This is a genomic window from Xenophilus sp. Marseille-Q4582, assembly GCF_916700565.1.
Classification (GTDB): Bacteria; Pseudomonadota; Gammaproteobacteria; order Burkholderiales; family Burkholderiaceae_C; genus Xenophilus.
Genome location: NZ_CAKAKO010000002.1, coordinates 613,993 through 633,544, shown reverse-complemented (window position 1 = coordinate 633,544; position 19,552 = coordinate 613,993). Strand labels below are relative to the sequence as shown.

Below are 19,552 nucleotides of genomic sequence, written 5' to 3'. Positions count from 1 at the left end.
TGCGGCCTCACATCCCCCGGGCGGGGGCCGCGTTCAGAAGTCGCCGCACCCGTCTTCGCGCCCGGTGTCGATGCACTGCGTGAGGTTGGGCCGCGAGCGCACCTTGACCCATTCGCGCGACAGCGTGTCCTCGCCCGGCAGCACCCGGTCGCCGGCCAGCCGGTCCGTGGCCAGGCAGACAGGCACCGCATTGATGTTGCGGTCGAAGGTGTAGGTGTTGGGCAGGTCGCGCAACAGGTCGAATTGCTGGGCCACACGCTGGAGCACCTGCGCGTCAATGCCCCCCCGAGGTGGCAGCGGCAGCGGTGGCGGTGGCGGTGGTGGCGGTGGCGGTGGCGGTGGCGGTGGCGGTGGCGGTGGCGGTGGCGGTGGCGGTGGCGGTGGCGGTGGCGGTGGCGGTGGTGGCGGTGGTGGTGGTGGTGGTGGTGGCGGTGGCGGCGGTGGTGGTGGCGGCCGTACGTCCACCACGGCAAGTGTCCCCGGCACAACATTGACCGCATAGCCCTCGGCAGACGTGAAAGTGCCAGTGATCGGATAACTGCCTGCCGGGCTGCCCGCGTTCGCCGGAGTCGAGACCACGCCCGAGATCCCCGCCCCCGTGTCGCCCAGGATCAGCCCGGTGAGCGTGTAGCTGAACGCAGGATTGGCTTCGCCCACCGCGCGCTCGGCAGGCGCGATCGAAACCGTCGCCACGGGCTGCTGCGCATAGATGAACTGGCTGTCGCTGCCCGAGACAGTGACGCCGCATGCGCCGGCATAGCGGCAGTTGTAGAGGTTGGGCAAGGTGCCCGTGCCGGCCATGCCCCCGCGGCTTTCGCCGACCCAGGTGTCGGCCCAGACGCGCCAGCGCCCGCCCGTGATGCGATAGGCGCCCTGGTTCTGGAAGCGGCTGCCCGCGACCAGGTCGGCCCCGGCGCTGCTGCTCACGTCGGTGGCCAGGGAAAGATCGCCGGCCAGCGTGCGGATGAACACGGTCTGCGCCTGCATGGAGGTGGCGCTGATGACCTGCGGCTGATCGCTCGCGGTATTGAAGCCCGTCACCGACACGCTGCCCAGGCGAAGCGCATCCACGTCCTGGTAGCGGAAGTCCTGCGCGGCGCTGCCGCCCAGCGTGGCCGCGCTCACGTCGTTCGCCGCCTGGTCCAGCAGCACGGAGCCCCGGCTGGCGCTGGCCAGCAGCGTCTGCGCCGTGACCGCGCCGGCCGCAGTCTGCGTCACCGTCCCGCCGGCCACCAGGCCCAGCGTGCCGGCCGTCACGGGCGCCATCAGGGCGATGTTGCCGGCCCCGCCGCTGGCGCCGTCGTTCTGCAGGGTCAGCGCACCGCTGCGGCTGACGGCCCCCGCCACGGTGATGTCCCCCGCATGGGTGCTGCCGCCGATGACCAGCGTGGGCGCATTCAGCCGGCCCAGGTCCGCCGAGGAGATCGACAGCCCCGTGGCATCAACCCCGCCCACGCGGATGCCCTGCCCCACGCGGTTGACGGCGGTGACGGCCATCGCATCGGGCCCGCCCGCCACGTCCAGCCCGCCGGGCCGCAGGTTGAGCACCCGCGCCGCGCTCACGCTGCTGCCGGCGCCGGTCACGAAGGCGTCGCCGGCCCCGTTGTTCGCGGCCCGGATCACCACGTCGCGCTGGCCTTCAACGCGCGCGGCGGCCAGCGCGCCGGAAGCGGCCGCCAGCTCGACACCCGCCGCGGCACCGCGGGTCTCGCCGGTCAGCTCCACGCGCCCTTGCCCGGTGGCCCGCACGCGGGTGCCGGCCGCCAGCAGGAGGCCGGCGCCCGGCTGCGCGTCCGGCACGGGGTCCGCCATCCGGCTCACGCCGCGCACCTGGATGTCCCCATCGGCCGACACCAGGCCGGGCCCTTCGAGGGCGCTGCCCGCCGCCCCCAGGACGACGCCATGCCCGGGCGAATAGCCGCTGCTGGGCGAATAGCCGCCCACGCCCGTGATGCGGATGTCGCCGCTGGTGGTGCGCACGCCCGCGTTGGCGCTGCTTCCGGTAAGGATCACGCCGCTGCCCGTGGTCGCCGTGCCGAGGATGTCGACGTCGCCGGTCGAGGTCCGGATCTGCGTGCCGCTGATGCGCACGCCGTCGAAGGAGTTGAAGGCCGACTCGAAGTTCGTGCGTCCCGTGATGGCGAGGTCCCCGCCCGGCAGCCCATCGCTGCCGCCCGAGTTGAGCAACGGCCCGCCCGAGGGGAGCGGCGTCTGCGTGTTGCCCTGGCGCGTGTCGATCACCGGGCCGTCGAGGCTCACGCTCACCGAGGCGGTGTTGTTGGCCGCGGCGCCGTTCATGCGCACGTCGCCGCCGTTGCTGTAGATGCTGCCGCTGTAGCTGACCTGGCCGCCGCCGGTGGCCTGGCCGCCGCCTTCCGCATCGGCGTTGAAGACCACGTTCAGGGCGCGCCCCGCACCCGCCGCGGCGATCACCACGCCGGTGTCGGCGCGCACGCTGTTGGTCGCATCGAGCGTGAAGGTGCGCGTGCCGGTGGCGTTCTGGTTGTACTGGATCTCCACCCCACTGAACATGCGGATGTCGCCCGCCTCGCTGCCGCCCGAGGCCTGGGTGGTGGCGATGGTGACGTCCGTGCCGGCGTTCAGGGCGGCGCTGATGGCACTGTCCTGAAGGGTCGAGCTGGCCAGCGCCGTGAACGGGTTGGCGGGCAGGCTGCCGGCATCGGACCCATGGACGATGATGACGTTGTACGGATCCACCAGCCACTGCCCGCCCGCCCCCGACGCCGCCCCCGCGTCCACCGCGATGCCCGAGAGGTCGAAGGCATCGGCCGAGGTTTCGACGAAGCCGCCCTGGCCGCCGGCGTCGCCGCCGCGCGCGCGCAGCGTGCCGTGCGCACGCAGGCTGCGGTCGCCCAGCACCACGATGCGGCCGCCGTCGCCGGCCGCGCCGGCCTGCGCGCTGGCGTCCAGCGTCAGGCGCGGGCCGATGGCCACGGCACCGGTACCGGGTGTCTGCGCAACGCTGCGCACCTCGATGCTGCCGCCCTGGCCCAGGCCGCGCGCATCCGCCAGCGTGCCCGCATCCACGCCCGCATTGGCGATGGCCACCAACTGGGTCCCGGTCAGCCGGATGTCGCCGCCCGCCCCGCTGTCGCTGGACACGTCGAGCAGCGGCCGGGCATCGCTGCCCACTGCCACCAGCACATCGCCCTCCTTGGCCTCCAGGTGGATCTTGCCGCCCTGCGCCCGCAGCCCGTCGGTGCTGCGCGAGGAGCCAACCAGCACCCCGAAGGGTGTCAAGCCCTCCTCGATCGTGGTCGGCGCGGGCGTGGGCGTGCCCGCGGCGGTGACGCCGAAGCCGGCGCTGCCCATGGTGCCGAGCACTTCGATCGTGCCCTGCGGGCCGGCCTCCACGCGCGAGCCGCTGACCACGGCGCCGTAGGACGCGCCGACCGTGGCCGCCTCCTTCTGGCTGGTCGCCCATCCCGGCAGCACGCTCTGCAGGCCGCTGAGGTCCGCCCCTTCGCCGCGAATGCTCACATGGCCCCCGGTCACCAGCTCGGACCGGGTGGCGATCACGCCGGCGCTCACCTGGCCGGCCCGCGGCGGCGCGGAGACGTCGGTGTCCGTCCAGCCGCGCGTCGTGCCCGCGATGTCAATGGTCCCGCTGGCCGATTGCAGTTGCAGGGTGTAGCCCACGTCGGCGCCGCCGCCCTGCAGCCGCACGCCGGTGGCGCTCACCGCACCCTCGCCCTGGATCTGGATCGCGCCGCGCTGGGTCTCGATCCGGCTCGCGCCCTGCAGGTGCACGCCATCGCTGGCGACCAGGTAGGTACCGCCCTCCGTGCCGCCCGCACCGCGCAGCAGGACCTGCCCGTCGCCCTTGGTGCTCAGTGTGCTGTCGCCCAGCCAGATGCCGCTGCGCAGCACGTTGTCCACGTCCGCCGGCGGCCCCTTGACCACGCCGCCCACGGCATGGCCACGGGTGTCGAAGTTCACGTGGCCCTGGCCATAGAACAGGATGTCGCCGCCATTGGCATCGATCGAGGCGCCGTTCATGCGAATGGCAGCCGCAGGCGCGCCGGGCGCACCGAGCCGGGCCTGCGCCAGGCCTTGCATGTCGGTGTCGAATTCCACCTGAAGCGCCCCTTGCGAGGCCGCGATGCGCGCGCCCGGCGCCATGTCGATGTGGCTGGTGGAATGCACGCGCAGCACCGCATCGCCGCCGGCCTGCTTGAGCACCTGGGCGTTCTCCTCGAAGGTCACGCCCAACGTGTCCACACCCAGGGTCCCGGGGCGCAGCAGCGTCACGTCGGTGGCGCTTTCGAGCGTGCGGCCGATCACACCGGCATCGAGCTGCGTGCTGGGGTGTTCCGGCGCCACCGCGGCCACGATGCGCATGTCGCTGTGGGCCTCGGCCTCCCAGTGGCCGTTGAAACCATTCTTGCCACCGCCGCCGTCGGCGCGGATGCGCGCGCTGTCCAGCACCTGCAGCCGGTCGGCGCCGGTGTAGATGGAGCCGCCGGCCACGCCCGCCTCGGCCGCGCTGGCGTCCAGGGTGCCGGCCACCACCACCTGGTTGCGCGGCGCGTCGCCCTCGGGCGCCAGCGCTTCGAGCCGGATCTCGCCGCGGCGCGAGACGAGCGACTGCGCGCGCAGCGTGCCGCGCTGGTTGACCACCTGCTGCGCCAGGTCGGTGCGCCCCATCAGCACGATGCGCCCGCCATCGGCCAGCACCTGGCCTGTGGTGCCATTCATCACCTGCGCCACGGTGTCCTGGTCCAGCGGGTCGGCCGACGCCCGCACGACCTCCAGGTTGAGGCCAGCCATGCCGTCGGCGGGAATGACGAAGCGCGTGAGGCCATCGCCCGCGAAGTCGACCGACACCTTGCTGGCCGACACCAGCCCGGCCGTGCCGCGCGCCACCTGGATCTCGCCCTCGTTGCGCACCAGGCCGCCCAGCAGCGCCACGGTGCCGCCCTCGGCCGTGAGCTTCGCGCCGCCCTCGACCATGACACGCGCGGTGGTGCCCGAGGCGCCGGTGAAGTCGAACTTCTGGTTGCCCGCGTCCATGACCTGGGCATCGGCCACATCCAGCGTGGAGGCGACGAGCCCGCCGACATTGACGCGCGACTGGTTGCCGAACAGGACGCCGGCCGCGTTCACGATGAAGACCCGCCCCGGCGCCGTCAGCGTGCCCTCGATGCGCGACGGCGCGCCCCCGCCGTTGACGCGGTTGAGCAGCACGCTGGCGGCGCCCTGGGTCTGCTGGATGTTCACGAGGTCCTTCGCCCCGATCGAGAAGCTGTTCCAGTTGAGCACGCCGCGCAGCGAGGTCTGCTGGATGTCCATGCGCGAACCGCCATTGCCCAGCGGCGTGCTGCCGAAACTGCCCGCCCCGAAGGTGCCGCCCACCACGGTGGGGCCCGTCGGCAGCGTCTGGGCCAGGGCATGACCGGCCCCCATGCAGGCCAGGGACAGCACCAGCGGCCGCAGCCGCCCAGGGTGCGCGGCGCGGTTCGAAGCGGAAACGGATCGGCGGTTCATGACGGTGTCCCTGCATTGCGTCGTCACGCGGGTGACGGCTTAGAAGCTCTTCTGGGCCTGGATGTACAGGCGCGGGTTGCGCCCACCGCCATCGGTCAGCGCGGGCGGCGTGCCCTGGCGCCAGGCCAGGGTGGCGTTGATGGCGAAGTTGCCGCTGCGCACCCAGTTCAGGCCGATGCCGGCGCCGCGCAGGCTGCGGCTCTGGGGCCCGGTGTCGAACCAGCCGGGCTGCTTCAGCGGGCGCCCCCGCGCAGCGTCGTAGAAGACGAAGGGCGTGAACTCGTCGTTGAGCGACCAGCGCCACTCCAGCGTGCCCACCCACCCCTGGTCGACCAGCACTTCGCCCGAGGGGTAGGCCCGCACGGCGCGCGCACCGCCCAGGGCCAGCTTCTCGGAGGCGTCGAGGTTCTTGCTGGCCCACTGGCCACCCAGTGACGCGTACAGCGTGTGGCCCGGCATCAGCGCCTGCAGGCGCGCCACCTGCGCCGTGAGTTTGGAAAAGCCGCCGGCCGTGCGATGCCCGCCGAAGCCTTGGTCGGAGGCCAGCACGTCGGCCTGCTGGATGCTCAGCCGCCCGCGGTAGAAGGTGCCGGCGCTGGACCAGTACCCCCCGCCCAGCAGGTCGTCGCGCCGCTCCCAGGTCCAGCCCAGGCCCACACCGCGCACGCGCTTCTTCAACTCGAAATCGACCGCGGTGTATTCGTCCGTCAAGCGCTTGCTGTCCGCGCTCGCGCGCAGGAACAGGTTGTGCTGGCGCTGGCGGATCAGCGGGTACGACAGCGAGACGTCGAACACGTCGGCCTTGCCTTGCGCCCCGAGTTCGGCGAATTCGCCGCCCAGTTCGTAGTTCACGCGCGCCACCCCCACGCCGGCGCGCAACCCGCTGGTGCCCAGCGGGGCTTCGTAGGACACGCGGCCGAACTTCAGGCCCTGCCCGTTCGACACCATGAGCCGCACATCGAGGTTGTCACCGATGCCGAAGGGGCTGTTGAGCCGCGCCGTGCCCCCGACGCGCCAGCGCCCCGACTCCTGGGTGCCGTGGTTGTCGGCTTCGGCGCTGAACTGCCAGCGCTGCGCCGGGTTGACCTCGACGGCCAGGTCCGTGGTGCCCGGCTGCGCGCCCTCGCTGAGCGCGGAGCTCACGCGCAGGCCGGGTTGGTCGGACAGCAGCAGCATGGCCCGCTCGTACGCGGGCGCGTTCACGGCCGCCCCCACCGCCACCGACGCCAGGAAGCCGCGCACGCGTGCCTCGGCGATGGGCGCCTCGGGCGCCACGACCACGTCCACCTTGCCGATGCGGCCCTCGATGACGCTGATCTCCACCACGCCGCCCTGCACGGTCTGCACGGGCACCACGGCCTGCGCAAGGAAGTAGCCGCGATCGCGGTAGCGCTGCGTGATGGCCTGCGCCAGCGCCTCCAGGTCCGCCAGCGTCACGTCGCGGCCGATGTAGGGCGCGGTGGTGCTGCGCAGCTCCTCCGCCGTGAGCGCCTCGGCGCCGTTCAGTCGCAGGTCGTTGAGGCGGAAACTCGCCGCCGGCGTGGGGGGGGCGGGCAGGCTCTGGGGCGCGGCCGGGGCCGTTTGCGCAAGCGGCGCCGCGCAGGTGCTGCATGGATCGGCCGTCGGCAGCAGCGGCGTGCCGCTGGCGGGCAGCGTCTGCGGCGCGTTCTGGGCCGCCGCCGTCACTGCGCCCCAGGCGCAGACCGCGCCGGCGGCCCAGGCCACTGCGCGCATCCCGTTGTGCGCGCGCACCGGGCGCTGCGGGGTCAGGGTGTTCGTGTTCATGCGCCCGCTCCCACCGTCAGCCGCCAGTTGCCGATCAGGTTGAACGGCGCCCAGAAAAAGGGATGCGCGAGCTTCGGCTCCCTGAGCACCGCCAGCTGCCCCGTGCGCATGGCGCTTTGCAGGTCGCGGCCTTTCGCCAGCTCGCCGTACAGGGTGGTCATCAGCACCTCGGTCGCATCGTCGGACACCGGCCACAGCGAGGCGATCAGCGCCGAACTGCCGGCCGTGAGGAAGGAGCGCGTGAAGCCCAGCACCTCGTCGCCCTGCGCGATGCGGCCCAGCCCCGATTCGCAGGCCGACAGCGTCACCAGGGCCGTGCGCTGCATGGGCAGCTCCAGGATCTCGTGCGCCTCGAGGAAGTTCTGCCGGCCGCCCTCGTTGGCCAGCAGGATGCGCGAGTACAACGGGTCGATCTCGTCGGCCTCGGCATGCGCGGCCACGTGCACGATGGGCGCGGCACTCGCCACTTCGCGGAACTGGGTCTTGGTAGCCTGCGCGCCCATGAACACGCTGTTGCTCGGGAAGAGCTGGGCCAGGCGCTTGACCTCGGCCTCCGAGCCCGGCAGGTCGTACTTGGCTTCGATCAGCGGATTGCCGAAGGCCGTGAGTGCGGGCGGGACCTGGGGTGAGCGCTGGGCCAGCTGCACGGCCAGGCTCATCGACGGCGCCACGGCCACCGGGTGGTCCTCGATCAGGTACCTGCCATTCAGGCGCAGGGCCTGGAAGGGCAGGTAGTGCAGCGCGCCGTGCGGCACGAAGATCAGCCGCTGCCCGGCCTTCAGGCCCAGCGGGCCCAGCAGGCCTTCGCCCATGCGCTCGGCATTGGTGACGGCCGTGCGCCGCCCGCGTACCACCGAGTTGCGGAAGGTGTCCACCAGGTTCACCAGTTCATCGCGCTGGATGGGCAGCGTGCGGGCTTCGATGCTGTCGGGGCCCACGACCCACACGCGCAGCTGCTGCGGCAATGAGTGGAACTGCACCACACGCTCGTCGGGGCGCAGCAGGCGCTGCAGCTGGGCCAGGTCGGCCGTCTGCGCCGCCGTTTCGGGGACGCTGGCGCGGCCGCGCACCGCGTCGAGCAGGGCGCGTGCGCGGCTGCGCTCGCTCACCTCCAGCGCCCGGCGCGCGTCGCCCATGTCGCTGTACAGGTCCACCGCGCGTTCGAAGACCGCCTGCAGGTCCGAGAACACGCCCATCTTGAATTCCTCGCTGCGAAAGCGCGCCCGCACCTTGTCGAAGCCGTCCAGCGCGCGCTGCATGGCCGCGGCGGCCTCGGTCCGGTTGCCCAGCGCCAGCTGGCTGCGCGAGACACCGTCCCAGGCCCACAGGCGGTAGTACTCGGTCTCGGTGTCCACGCGCCGTTCGGTGAGGGCGCTGAACAGCTGCAGCGCCTCGGCCGGCCTGGCTTCGGCCAGCAGCAGGCGCGCGCGCGTGCGGTCGATCTGCGCCGCCAGCGCGGCCTCGCGCGGCGTGGGCAGGCTGTCGAGCAGCGCGCGGGCGCGGGCGGTGTCGCCCTGGTCGATGAGGGCGCGCACCAGCGAGGCCTGCACCAGCGGCGCGTAGCGCGGCGAGCTGTTGGCCAGCGCGGTCTCGTAGCTGGCCACGGCGCCGGCCGCGTCGCCGCGGCGCACCTGCACGTCGCCGATGACCTTGTGCGCCGGGCCGACGACGAGCCTGGGGTCGCGCGCTTCGTGGCGCAGCGCCTCGCGCGCGAACTGCTCGGCCTTTTCCATCTGGCCGGCATAGCTGAAGACGATGGCCAGGTCGCGGTTGGCCAGCGCGAGCAGGTTGGGGTCGCTGGTGCTGTGGGCCAGGTGCAGCGCCTTGCTGGCCGCGCGCACGCTCTGGCGGAACTCGCCCTTCTCGGCCAGCGCCACGGCCTGGCTGCAGTACTGGTAGCCGCTGAGCTTGACCGCGTCCTGCGCGTAGAGGATGGCGCCCTCGCTGGTGAGGGCCAGCAGCGTGTCGCTGTCGGCCAGCCGCGCGGCCGCCGCGCGCGTGGCCACCGCCTCGGCGTCGGGCGCCGCAGGCTGGGCGCCGGCGGCCGTGCAGGCGCACCAGAGGGCGGCCGCCACCCACCAGCCCCGCCGCCCCCTGACGGGCGCAGCCAGGACGCGCCCCCTCGGCCATACCACTGATACATTCCGCCTCCGCACCCCAGCGCGCCGAGGCCATCTGCGAAGGCAGCCGCCCCGGGGAGCCGGCGGCGCCGGCCCCTCATGCCTGGTGGGCAGACTTTAGGCAGCGCCTGCGGGCGGCGCCAGATGCAATTCCGGCTAGGTCGAAAAGCCTAGGGCACTCGACGGAGGGGGCTTCCCAGCCGCCCCGCGCGCCTTCAGGCCGCGACCTGGTCCAGGCCCGGGCGCTCCCAGTGGCGGTGCCTGGACAGGGCCTGCACGAACTGCTGCACGATGGCCGGCACGGCCTCGGTGTCGCCCGTGCTCACGGCCGGCGTCGGCACCCGCAGCACGCCCGGCACCTCTGCCGCGCCCTCGGACGGCAGCGGCAGCCCCTTGAGCAGCTGCGCGCCTTCGCCCACCGCGCACACCGTCTTGCAGTGCCTGTAGGCCTCGTGCACGAAATGCACGGCGTCGCCGAGGGCCGAAAGCGCCTGCGCGCCCTGCTCGCCGGCCGGGATCAGCACCGCGTCGAACATCACCGAAGGCATGGCGGCGAAGGTGGCGTCCACCTCCAGCTTGCGCTGGCTCGCGCTGCGCACGGCCCCCAGCCACGGCCCGACCACGGTGCATTGCGCGCCGGCGGCGGTGAGCCCGTCGCGCAGCGGCTTGAGCGAGGCCGAATCCACCCCGTCGGCCACCAGGATCGCGATCTGCCGCGTGCGCACCGAGCCGTCGCCCGTGCCCACCATGCGCAGCGACGGCGCTTCCTCCAGCGGCAGGTTCGCCTCGGCATGGCGAAAGCCCGCGCGGCCCGCGGCGGCCCGTGCGTCGGGGGGATGAATGCCCAGCGCCTCGGCCACGCGGCGGGCCAGCTTCTCGTCCACGTGCGCGAGGTTGTCGACCATGCGCTGGCGCACGGCCGGCACCGTCACCTTGCCCAGCTCGAAGCGGAAGGCCGCGACGATGTGCTCGCGCTCCACCGCACTCTGGCTGGCGAAGAACAGGCGCGCCTGGGAGAAATGGTCGTCGAAGCTGGCGCTGCGCTCGCGCAGCTTGGGCGACTCCACGGCCTCGGGCCAGGTCACGAAGCCTTCGCTGTCGCCGTCGACACGGAACTCGCTGCCGTTGGCCAGGGTGTTGGGCTCATAGGCCACGTGGCCCTGCGGCACGCTCTGCTGGTGCAGGCCGTCGCGCTGGAAGTTGTGCACCGGGCACACGCCGCGGTTGATGGGCAGCTGGTGGAAGTTGGGGCCGCCCAGGCGCGAGACCTGCGTGTCGGTGTAGCTGAACAGGCGGCCCTGCAGCAGCGGGTCGTTCGTGAAGTCGATGCCCGGCACCACGTGGCCCGGGTGGAAGGCCACCTGCTCGGTCTCGGCGAAGAAGTTGTCGGGGTTGCGGTCCAGCACCAGCTTGCCCACGGGCGTGATGGGCACCAGCTCGGCCGGGACGAGCTTGGTCGGATCGAGCAGGTCGATGCCCAGGCTGTGTTCCTTGTCCTGCGGGATCAGCTGCACGCCCAGCTCCCATTCGGGGAAGTGGCCGGCGGCGATGGCGTTCCACAGGTCGCGCCGGTGGAAGTCCGGGTCCTTGCCCGCGATCTTCTGCGCCTCGTCCCAGGCCAGGGCGTGGATGCCCAGCTTGGGTGTCCAGTGGTACTTCACGAAATGCGCGTCGCCATGCGCGTTGACCCAGCGGAAGGTGTGCACGCCAAAGCCCTGCATCATGCGCAGGCTGCGCGGCAGCGTGCGGTCGCTCATCGCCCACAGCAGCATGTGCGTGGTCTCGGGCATCAGCGAGACGAAATCCCAGAAGGTGTCGTGCGCGCTGGCCGCCTGCGGCATGCCGTGGTGCGGCTCGGGCTTGAGCGCATGCACGAGGTCGGGGAACTTCATCGCGTCCTGGATGAAGAAGACCGGGATGTTGTTGCCCACCAGGTCGTAGTTGCCGGCGCGGGTGTAGAACTTGACCGCGAAGCCGCGCACGTCGCGCACCGTGTCGGCCGAGCCCGCGCCGCCGGCCACGGTGGAAAAGCGCACGAACACCGGGGTGCGCTGGCCGGGCTCCTGCAGGAAGTCGGCGCTGGTGAACTGCGACATCGACTTGTAGACCTGGAAATGCCCGTGCGCCGCACTCCCGCGGGCATACACGGCGCGCTCGGGGATGCGCTCGTGGCCGAAGTGCGAGATCTTCTCGCGCAGGATGAAGTCCTCGAGCAGCGTGGGCCCGCGCGCGCCGGCGCGCAGCGAGTTGTGGTTGTCGGCGATGCGCACGCCCTGGTTGGTGCTCAGGTGTGGCAGAGGCAGTTCGTTGCCCTGGCTGGCCTGCGCGAGCTGGGCCTGCTTGGCCTGCGAGGGATCGGACGAGACGGCCGTTCGGCGCGAGGAAGGGGGACGGGAGGAGACAGGGCTTCTGGGCATGGTGTGGGTTCCGAAAAATCATCGCCCCACGCTTCGAAGCGCAGTACCGGGACCAGGCTTTCGCGCCGAAACGGGGGCCGCGCAACAACGGCGGCGATCGCGGAGGCCCGGGGCGCGGTCCGCCCCGGGGGAGCGTGGCGGCGCCGCCTGCGCGCGTCAGGCGCGCGCGGCGGCGCTCCGGGCACCGCGCGCGCCTTCAGGACATCTCGCTGTCGAACAGCATTTCCAGCGCATTGACCAGGGCCACGACCGCCAGGCAGGCGGCCACACCGGCAACGCCCCAGATGAGCAGTTCGTCCAGATGCGGGGGCCAGTTCGCGAAGAGGGAGGCGGCGAGGTCCATGGATGCTCCTGGGAACATGAAGAACAAAAAGAGGGAATGGCGGCCGCATGTCCCTGGAGACCTCGTCTCGTGGTCCGGCGGGCCGTCATGCGGCGGCGCCCGCCGTGCCGGGGGGAGGTCCTTTGCTGCGGTGGAGCCAAGCTTAGGAGCCCCATCGGCGCCTTCTCGTAGTGGCGGCCCGCTGGCGACCGTGGGAGACGCCATGGCGCATGAGTAGGAAGCCGCCGACCCGACGCGCGCGGCGCCTACGCGCGCACGGGCTGTGCGAGCGCAGCGCCCGCGTGCCCGCTCGCCCAGGATGCAGGCACGGGCACCGCTCCGCATTCAGGAACGGGCCGCCTTCGCCCGCCCCGCGTGCGGATCTCTTGCACTCACCCGCTCACCCATCCCTTGCAGCCTTGCCCCATGCGCATCCGCATCGGCTACGACATCGAACTGGGCCTGCAGCCCCCCACGGCCGTGGTCTTCCTGCTGCAGGTGCACCCCGACCGCGCGCAGGACCTGCTGGCCGTGGACACGCCCCGGCTCGAGCCGCCGCTGATGCGCGACGGCTACACCGACGCCTTCGGCAACCGCTGCGTGCGCGTGCGCGTGCCCGAGGGCGTGACGCGCCTGGCGCTGCACGCCCGCGCGCTGGTGAACGACAGCGGCCTGCCCGACCCCGTGCCCGCCGACGCGCCGGCCTGGCCCGTGGACCGGTTGCCGCCCGAGACGCTGGCCTTCCTGCTGCCCAGCCGCTACTGCGAGGTGGACAGCGAACTCATGGCCTTCGCGTGGCAACGGTTCGGCGCGCTGCCCGCGGGCTGGCCGCGCGTGCAGGCGGTGTGCGACTTCGTGCATGCGCACCTGCGCTTCGACTACCAATGCGCCCAGCCCACGCGCAGCGCACGCGGCGCCTTCCACGAGCGGGTGGGCGTGTGCCGCGACTTCACGCACCTGGCGCTCACGCTGTGCCGCTGCCTCAACATTCCGGCGCGCTACGTCACGGGCTACCTGGGCGACATCGGCGTGCCGCCCGCGCACCATCCGATGGACTTCAGCGCCTGGTTCGAAGTGTGGCTGGGCGGGCGCTGGTACAGCGTGGATGCGCGCCACAACCGGCCGCGCATCGGCCGCATCGTGATCGCGCGCGGCCGCGACGCCGCCGACGTGCCGATCACGATGGTGTTCGGCGAGCACCAGCTGCTGCGCTTCGACGTCGTCACCGAACTGGAAGCGCCCTGAACCTTGCGCCTGCGGCGGCATTGCGGGCCGGGGCGGCGCCGCGGCGCCCCTTCAGGCGTCGAGCCGCCGGTCGCTCGCCGTGGCGAAGTAGAACCACTCCGTGCCCGGCAGGGCGAGCGGATTGGGGAACACGATGAAGCCCTCGCCGGGCGCGCGCACCGGCGTGCCGTCGGCGCGGTGGCCCACGGTCTGGCCGGCCTGCACGGGATCGAAAGTGGCCCATTCGCGCACGAAGCGGTCGCCGGCATGCAGCCGGTCCACCACGCTGTGCAGGCGCAGCACGCGCGGCGCGGCCGGCACCGGCAGCGCGGCCAGCCCGGGCGGCAGCGGCGCCATCTGCAGCAGCGCCAGCGTGCGGCGGATGGCGCGCCAGGCCACCTCGGGCGCCTGCGGGTCGCGGTGCTGGCCGCATTCCAGCGTCACGGCATAGCCGCTGCGGCTGCGCATGTATTCGTTGGTGCCGCAGCCATAGGCGATCTCCTGCGCCGTCGGCGGCACGCCCCCGCCGCGCTGCGCCAGCCCGGCTGCGTAGATCTCCAGCCAGCCCTCGACGACGGTGGGCGTGCCGATGTGCCAGGCCAGGCGGCCTTCCTCGCGCGCGCGGTGGAAGGGCTCGAGCGCGCCGTCGTTGTCGCGCGGGCCGATCATCGCGAACGCCTCGCCCGGGCTTTCGAAGGAGTGCAGGTCCAGCAGCACCTCGTGCCGGTCGATCACCGGGGCCAGCAACCGGGTGATGCGGTCTTCGTTGTCCTGCGGCGCGTCGGTGGGCGCGAAGCTGCGGTTGAGGTTGCGCTCGCCTTCGCGCGCCAGGCGCCGCCGCGCCAGCGGGTTGGCCACGGGCACCAGCGTGAGTTGGCCGCAGGCGAGCGACAGCGCGCCGCGCTGCAGTTCGTCCAGCACGCGCTCGATGCCGGCGGTGCCGCTGGTCTCGTCGCCATGCACGCCGCCGATCACCAGCAGGCGGGGCCCCGGCGTCAGGCTGCTGAAGCTGAACACGCGCAGCGTGTCGTCAAGGGGGGTGGCGGGCATGCGGGGATTATGGGCGTGCCCGGCGCCTGCCCTTCGCCGCGCAGGCCGACAGCCGCTGCGCGAGGCGTCCTACCGGCGGGCTGCGCGCTGGCGCAGAGCATCGAGCCATCGATTCCACCGCGCCGCGGCGCCCGGGCCCTCGCGGCCCATCCGTCCGGCGGCGCCACCCCAGGAGGCTGCATGGCCCGCACGCAAGACCGCCCCGACACGCCCGACACGCCCGACACGCCCGACACGCGAAACGACCTGCGCGAAGGGCAGACCACCACCCGGCAGAACGGCGAATCGTCCCCGCGCCTGCCGCACGAGCGCGACCAGTCCGCCGACAGCCAGACACCGCCCGACGGCCAGCCCACGGAAGTCGGCCGCCAGGCCCACGAGGACGTGGAGAGCGGCCTGGTCGACACCGACCGCGGGCCGGTGATGGACAGGCTGCGCAAGAAACTGGCGCCCTGAGGCGCCGGCGTCCTGGCGGCGCGCCGGCACGGCGCCGGGAAACGCTCAGCGCGCCGGCACGCCGCGCAGTTGCCCGCGCATGGCCTCGATCACGCCCGCGTAGTCGGGCGCGTTGAAGATGGCGCTGCCGGCCACGAAGGTGTCGGCCCCGGCGGCCGCCACGCGCGCGATGTTCTCGGTCTTGATGCCGCCGTCCACTTCGAGGCGGATGTCGCGCCCGCTGGCCTCGATGCGCTTGCGCGCCTGCTCGATCTTGCGCAGCGCCGAGTCGATGAAGCTCTGGCCGCCGAAGCCCGGGTTCACGCTCATGATCAGGACCAGGTCGATGTCGTCGATCGCCCAGTCCAGCGGCTCCAGGCCCGCGCCGGGGTTGAACACCAGCCCGGCCTTGCAGCCCGCAGCCTTGATGGCCTGGATGCTGCGGTGCACGTGCGGCGAGGCGTCGGGGTGGAAGCTGATGTAGTCCGCGCCCGCCTTGGCGAAGGCGGCGGCCAGCGCGTCCACGGGCTGGATCATCAGGTGCACGTCGATGGGCACGGCCTGGCCGTCGGGCGTCCTGGCATGGGGCTTGAGCGCCTCGCACACCATCGGGCCGAAGGTCAGGTTGGGCACGTAATGGTTGTCCATCACGTCGAAATGTATCCAGTCGGCACCGGCGGCGATCACGTCGCTCACTTCGGCGCCCAGGCGGGCGAAATCGGCCGACAGGATGGACGGCGCGATGCGGAAGGTGGGGCTGCTCATGCGGCCATTGTCGCAGTGCGCGTGCATGCGCGGCCGGCCGCGCGGGAAGGCCGGCAGCCGTTGCTAACATCGCGGGCATGGCCAGCTCCCCCTTGCGCATCGACGTCGAACCGCGGTTCCTCGCGGACCAGTCCGCGCCCGAGGCGGGCCTGTACACCTTCTCGTACACGATCACGGTGACCAACACCGCGACGGTTGCGGTGCAGCTGATCGCGCGCCACTGGCTCATCAGCGACGCCTCGGGCCACACGCAGGAGGTCAAGGGCCTGGGCGTGGTGGGCCAGCAGCCGCTTCTGGCGCCGGGCGAATCGTTCCGCTACACCAGCGGCTGCCGGCTCAAGGCACCCAGCGGCACCATGCACGGCAGCTATTTCGTGGTCAGCGAACACGGCGAGCGCCATGACGTGCCGATCCCGATGTTCCTGCTCGAAGCCGACGCGCCCGCCGGCACGGCCGGCGGCACGCCGCGCGTGCTGCACTGACCGGGCCGGCGCGCGCCGGCCGCCGGGGCCGCGCATGCGCCGCGGCCGCTTTCCGTTGAACCTGCCTGGAGCCCTGCCCCTGCCATGCCCGCCGCCGCGCGCGATCTTTCCAGCCTGCTGAGCCAGCTCGATCCCGAGGCCGGCCTCGCGCAACGCCACCTGTGGCTCATCGCGCTGTTCGACTGGATCCGCGGCGACGGTGCCGCGCCCGAAGCCGCGGCGGGCCGCGTGGAACTGCTGCTGGACGCGGTGGACGCCCGCGCCGAACTGTCCGCGCGCGTGCGCCGCTGGTGGCTGCGCTTCACGCGCGAGGTGGACCTGGCGGCCCTGCTGGCGGACCACGGCTTCGCGCCGCGCACCGCTTTTCTGAGCGAGCTGGCGCTGCGCCTGCGCCACAAGCTGCTGCCGGGCACGCCCGAGACGGCCGATGCCAGCGAGCTGTTCCGCCTGGTGCTGCCCGGCGACTTCGATGCGCGCTGGATCGCGCGGCTGCCCGAGCGCCAGCTGGCGCGCATCGGCGCGCTGCTGGGCGATGCGCAGGCGGCCGCGCCTGCGCTTGCTGCCACGGGCGAAGCCGGGACCGGCCCCGAGGCCCCGCGCTGGCGCCATGTGCTGGTCGACGCCGTGCTGTACTGCACCAGCCAGGTGGCGGCCACTGGCTTTTCGCCCGAGCTGCGCCTGCGCATGAGCGCCGCCGCGCGCGACGCGCGGCCCTTCCACGCGCTGATGAACGACCTGGAGCGGCTGCACCACGAGCTGCTGCGCGTGCCCGCCGACGACGCCGCGCTGCAGGCCGCCTTCACCGCCTTCCGCGAGCGGCTGGAAGCCTGCCGCGCCGCCTCGGCCACGGTGTACGAGCATTTCGAGGAGAACGGCATCTCCGTGGGCCTGGTGTTCCGGCTGCGGCAGCTGCGCGAACGCATCCTGCGCATCCGCGAACTGCTCGACTGCCTGATCGCGCCGCAGCCCGGGCCCAGCGTGGCGCGGCTGCTTACGCGGCTGATCGCCGCCGGCAGCGAGCGCCAAAGCGTGCGCGCGCTCATCGCCAGCAATTCCTCGCTGCTGGCCGCCAAGGTGGCCGAGCGCAGCGCCGAGACCGGCGAGCACTACATCACGCGCGACCGCGCCGCCTACGGCCGCATGCTGCGCCAGGCCGCGGGTGGCGGCGCGATGACGGGGCTGACGGTGCTGATGAAGTTCGCGCTGCTGGCGCTGGGCCTGTCGGCCTTCTGGGGCGGGCTCGCGGCCGGCCTCATGTATGCGGGCAGCTTCATCGCCATCCAGCTGCTGCACCTGACGCTGGCCACCAAGCAGCCCGCCATGACGGCGCCGGCCATGGCGGCCAAGCTGCGCGACCTGCGGGACGATGCGGCGATCGAGGATTTCGTCAGCGAAGTGACGCACCTGGTGCGCTCGCAGGTGGCGGCGGTGGTCGGCAACGTGACGGTCGTGGTGCCGGCCGTGCTGGCGCTCACGGGCCTGCTCTGGCTCACGCTGGGGCGGCCCATGGTGGAGCCGGCCTATGCGCACAAGGTGCTCGAGGGCCTGTCGCTCGCCGGCCCCACGGCCCTGTTCGCGGCCTTCACGGGCGTGTTGCTGTTCGCGGCCAGCATCGTGGCGGGCTGGGTGGAAAACGCCTTTGTCCTGCACAGGCTGGACTCGGCCCTGCGTTACAACCCCCGCATCGTGCGGCTGTTGGGAGCGGCGCGCGCCGATCGCTGGGCGACTTTCATGCGGCAGAACATCTCGGGACTGACATCGAACACCGCGCTGGGCCTGATGCTGGGCCTGGTGCCGCCCGTGGCCGCCTTCTTCGGACTCGGGCTGGACGTGCGCCACGTCACCCTGTCGGCCGGCCAGATCGCGGCGGCCGCCGCGGCCCTGGGGCCGGCGGTGCTGCAAAGCCCGGCGCTGGGCTGGGCCCTTGCGGCGATCCCGGTGATCGGCGCGCTCAACGTCAGCGTAAGCTTCTACCTCGCCTTCCGCCTGGCGCTGCGGGCCCACAACGTGGGGCAGGTGCAGCGCGCACGCATCCGTTCGGCCATCTGGGCGCGCTGGCGCCACCGGCCGCTGAGTTTCTTCGTGCCGGCGCGCGCCGGCTGATCCCGACGATCCTTCCTTCACACGCTGCATGTCCTTCCTCCCCACCGAACTCGCCGGCTTCTGGGCCGAATGGATACGCCCCACGGCCGGCCTGCCCACGGTGTGGTGGGCGCTGCTGGTGGCGGTGGCGGCGGCCGTCGGGCATCTGGTGCAGCGCTACATCGGGCTGCCCAAGCTGGTCGGCTACACGGTGGTGGGCGCCATAGCGGGCCTGGCGGGCTTCGAAGGCGCCGTCTGGCCGCTGCAGGGCACCGCCCTGTTCCTGCTGGAGCTGGGCGTGGCCATCGTGCTCTTCGAAGCCGGCGGGCGGCTGCCGCTGGGCTGGTTCCGCCACAACCCGATGGTGCTGGTGCAAAGCCTCGTCGAGGCCACCCTGACCTATTTCGCCGTCTTCTGGACGCTGCATTTCTTCGACGTGCCGCACCCCGTGGCCGCGCCGCTGGCCATCGTGGCCGTGGCGGCGGCGCCCGCGGTGCTGATGCGCGTGGCCATCGACACGCGCGCCTCGGGCCCGGTGACGGAGCGCGCGCTGGCCTTGTCCACGCTCAACACGCTCTATGCGCTGGTGCTGGGCTACACGCAGGCCAGCTGGATCGAACGCGGCCCGCAGGGCCCGGCGCAGACGCTGCATGCCGTGCTGGTGGTGCTGGGCCTGTCCTTCGTGGTGGGCGCGCTGATGGCGCTGGCGCTGCGCTCGGCCCTGCGCGTGATGAGCCCGACCAGCGAGAACACCGCCATCCTGCTGCTGGCCATCATCGGCGCCGGCGCGGCCGTCTCCACCTACCTGGGCGGCGCCTCGCCGCTGGCGGCGCTGCTGGGCGGCGTGCTGCTCAAGCTGCTCTCGCCCCGCCCCTGGGCCTGGCCGCGGCAGTTGGGCACGGCTGCCTCGCTCATCACCATGCTGATGTTCGTGCTGGTCTCGATGGTGGCCGCGCAGGCCCCCTGGAACCTGCACGTGGCCACCACCGTGCTGGCCCTGGTGGGCGTGCGCGCGGTGGCCAAGATCGCAGGCGTGGCCATCGCCAACCCCGGCAGCGGTGCCAGCTGGAGGCAGGCCGTGTGGATGGGCTGCGCGATGTCGCCGCTGTCGTCCATCGCGCTGCTGATCACGTCCAACTTCGTCATCGCCTCGCCGCTGCTGGGCGCCATGATCACGCAGATCGCGCTGCCCGCCATCCTGCTGATGGAGGTGTTCGGCGCGGTGCTGGCCACCGTCGCCATCTATGGCGCCCGGGAAAGTTCGCGCCCCTGGGCGCCCGAGGCCTTCAAGCCCGCGCCGCCGGAAGACACGCAACGATGAGCACCTCTCCCTTTTCCACCGCCCCGCTGCCCGAGGCCGAC

12 protein-coding genes are annotated in these 19,552 nt (G+C 72.6%); 5 read left to right on the top strand and 7 right to left on the bottom strand.

Going from position 1 to position 19,552, the window contains the following annotated elements; all coding sequences use genetic code 11:
• Positions 1 to 33 precede the first annotated feature (33 nt).
• From LG388_RS08135 to LG388_RS08115, 5 genes are all read right to left on the bottom strand, one after another.
• Positions 34 to 5,508 (bottom strand): filamentous hemagglutinin N-terminal domain-containing protein, encoded by a 5,475-nt coding sequence (locus LG388_RS08135; protein WP_225782355.1) that lies wholly within the window; start codon positions 5,506 to 5,508, stop codon positions 34 to 36.
• 39 nt (positions 5,509 to 5,547) lie between these two features.
• On the bottom strand, positions 5,548 to 7,293 hold the full coding sequence (locus LG388_RS08130; protein ID WP_225782354.1) for a ShlB/FhaC/HecB family hemolysin secretion/activation protein: 1,746 nt from the start codon (positions 7,291 to 7,293) through the stop codon (positions 5,548 to 5,550).
• Positions 7,290 to 9,368, bottom strand: coding sequence for a CHAT domain-containing protein (locus tag LG388_RS08125; protein ID WP_225782353.1), 2,079 nt, complete (start codon positions 9,366 to 9,368; stop codon positions 7,290 to 7,292). Before LG388_RS08125 ends, LG388_RS08130 begins: the two co-directional genes overlap by 4 nt.
• Positions 9,369 to 9,628: 260 nt before the next feature.
• On the bottom strand, positions 9,629 to 11,830 hold the full coding sequence (locus tag LG388_RS08120) for a catalase (protein ID WP_225782352.1): 2,202 nt from the start codon (positions 11,828 to 11,830) through the stop codon (positions 9,629 to 9,631).
• A 196-nt stretch (positions 11,831 to 12,026) separates the two neighbouring features.
• On the bottom strand, positions 12,027 to 12,173 hold the full coding sequence (locus LG388_RS08115; RefSeq protein WP_225782351.1) for a hypothetical protein: 147 nt from the start codon (positions 12,171 to 12,173) through the stop codon (positions 12,027 to 12,029).
• A 405-nt stretch (positions 12,174 to 12,578) separates the two neighbouring features.
• Between LG388_RS08115 and LG388_RS08110 the strand changes: the two genes are divergently transcribed.
• The gene (locus LG388_RS08110) at positions 12,579 to 13,397 is read left to right on the top strand and encodes a transglutaminase family protein (RefSeq protein WP_225782350.1); all 819 of its coding nucleotides are present in this window, start codon (positions 12,579 to 12,581) and stop codon (positions 13,395 to 13,397) included.
• 51 nt (positions 13,398 to 13,448) lie between these two features.
• On the opposite strand, the gene LG388_RS08105 is transcribed toward LG388_RS08110, so the two are convergent.
• Entirely contained in the window at positions 13,449 to 14,426 is a 978-nt protein-coding gene (locus LG388_RS08105) for a succinylglutamate desuccinylase/aspartoacylase family protein (RefSeq protein ID WP_225782349.1), read from the bottom strand.
• Between the two features lie 180 nt (positions 14,427 to 14,606).
• Here LG388_RS08105 and LG388_RS08100 point away from each other — a divergent pair, with 180 nt between their 5' ends.
• The gene (locus tag LG388_RS08100; RefSeq protein ID WP_225782348.1) at positions 14,607 to 14,882 is read left to right on the top strand and encodes a hypothetical protein; all 276 of its coding nucleotides are present in this window, start codon (positions 14,607 to 14,609) and stop codon (positions 14,880 to 14,882) included.
• Positions 14,883 to 14,927: 45 nt separating this feature from the next.
• Here LG388_RS08100 and rpe read toward each other — a convergent pair whose 3' ends face one another.
• Positions 14,928 to 15,626 (bottom strand): ribulose-phosphate 3-epimerase, encoded by a 699-nt coding sequence (gene rpe, locus LG388_RS08095; protein WP_225782347.1) that lies wholly within the window; start codon positions 15,624 to 15,626, stop codon positions 14,928 to 14,930.
• Positions 15,627 to 15,703: 77 nt separating this feature from the next.
• Between rpe and apaG the strand changes: the two genes are divergently transcribed.
• From apaG to LG388_RS08080, 3 genes are all read left to right on the top strand, one after another.
• Positions 15,704 to 16,108, top strand: coding sequence for a Co2+/Mg2+ efflux protein ApaG (gene apaG, locus LG388_RS08090; RefSeq protein ID WP_225782346.1), 405 nt, complete (start codon positions 15,704 to 15,706; stop codon positions 16,106 to 16,108).
• A gap of 84 nt (positions 16,109 to 16,192) precedes the next feature.
• Complete coding sequence (locus tag LG388_RS08085) at positions 16,193 to 18,211, top strand: site-specific recombinase (protein WP_225782345.1); 2,019 nt, start codon at positions 16,193 to 16,195, stop codon at positions 18,209 to 18,211.
• Positions 18,212 to 18,239: 28 nt separating this feature from the next.
• Positions 18,240 to 19,511 (top strand): cation:proton antiporter, encoded by a 1,272-nt coding sequence (locus tag LG388_RS08080; protein ID WP_225782344.1) that lies wholly within the window; start codon positions 18,240 to 18,242, stop codon positions 19,509 to 19,511.
• Positions 19,512 to 19,552 lie beyond the last annotated feature (41 nt).

Excerpts from the sequence above, each read along its gene's own strand:
- apaG (WP_225782346.1), top strand. The coding sequence starts at position 15,704 with ATGGCCAGCTCCCCCTTGCGCATCGACGTCGAACCGCGGTTCCTCGCG.
- LG388_RS08080 (WP_225782344.1), top strand. The coding sequence starts at position 18,240 with ATGTCCTTCCTCCCCACCGAACTCGCCGGCTTCTGGGCCGAATGGATA.
- LG388_RS08120 (WP_225782352.1), bottom strand. The coding sequence starts at position 11,830 with ATGCCCAGAAGCCCTGTCTCCTCCCGTCCCCCTTCCTCGCGCCGAACG.
- rpe (WP_225782347.1), bottom strand. The coding sequence starts at position 15,626 with ATGAGCAGCCCCACCTTCCGCATCGCGCCGTCCATCCTGTCGGCCGAT.
- LG388_RS08110 (WP_225782350.1), top strand. The coding sequence starts at position 12,579 with ATGCGCATCCGCATCGGCTACGACATCGAACTGGGCCTGCAGCCCCCC.
- LG388_RS08135 (WP_225782355.1), bottom strand. The coding sequence starts at position 5,508 with ATGAACCGCCGATCCGTTTCCGCTTCGAACCGCGCCGCGCACCCTGGG.
- LG388_RS08100 (WP_225782348.1), top strand. The coding sequence starts at position 14,607 with ATGGCCCGCACGCAAGACCGCCCCGACACGCCCGACACGCCCGACACG.
- LG388_RS08085 (WP_225782345.1), top strand. The coding sequence starts at position 16,193 with ATGCCCGCCGCCGCGCGCGATCTTTCCAGCCTGCTGAGCCAGCTCGAT.
- LG388_RS08105 (WP_225782349.1), bottom strand. The coding sequence starts at position 14,426 with ATGCCCGCCACCCCCCTTGACGACACGCTGCGCGTGTTCAGCTTCAGC.
- LG388_RS08130 (WP_225782354.1), bottom strand. The coding sequence starts at position 7,293 with ATGAACACGAACACCCTGACCCCGCAGCGCCCGGTGCGCGCGCACAAC.
- LG388_RS08115 (WP_225782351.1), bottom strand. The coding sequence starts at position 12,173 with ATGGACCTCGCCGCCTCCCTCTTCGCGAACTGGCCCCCGCATCTGGAC.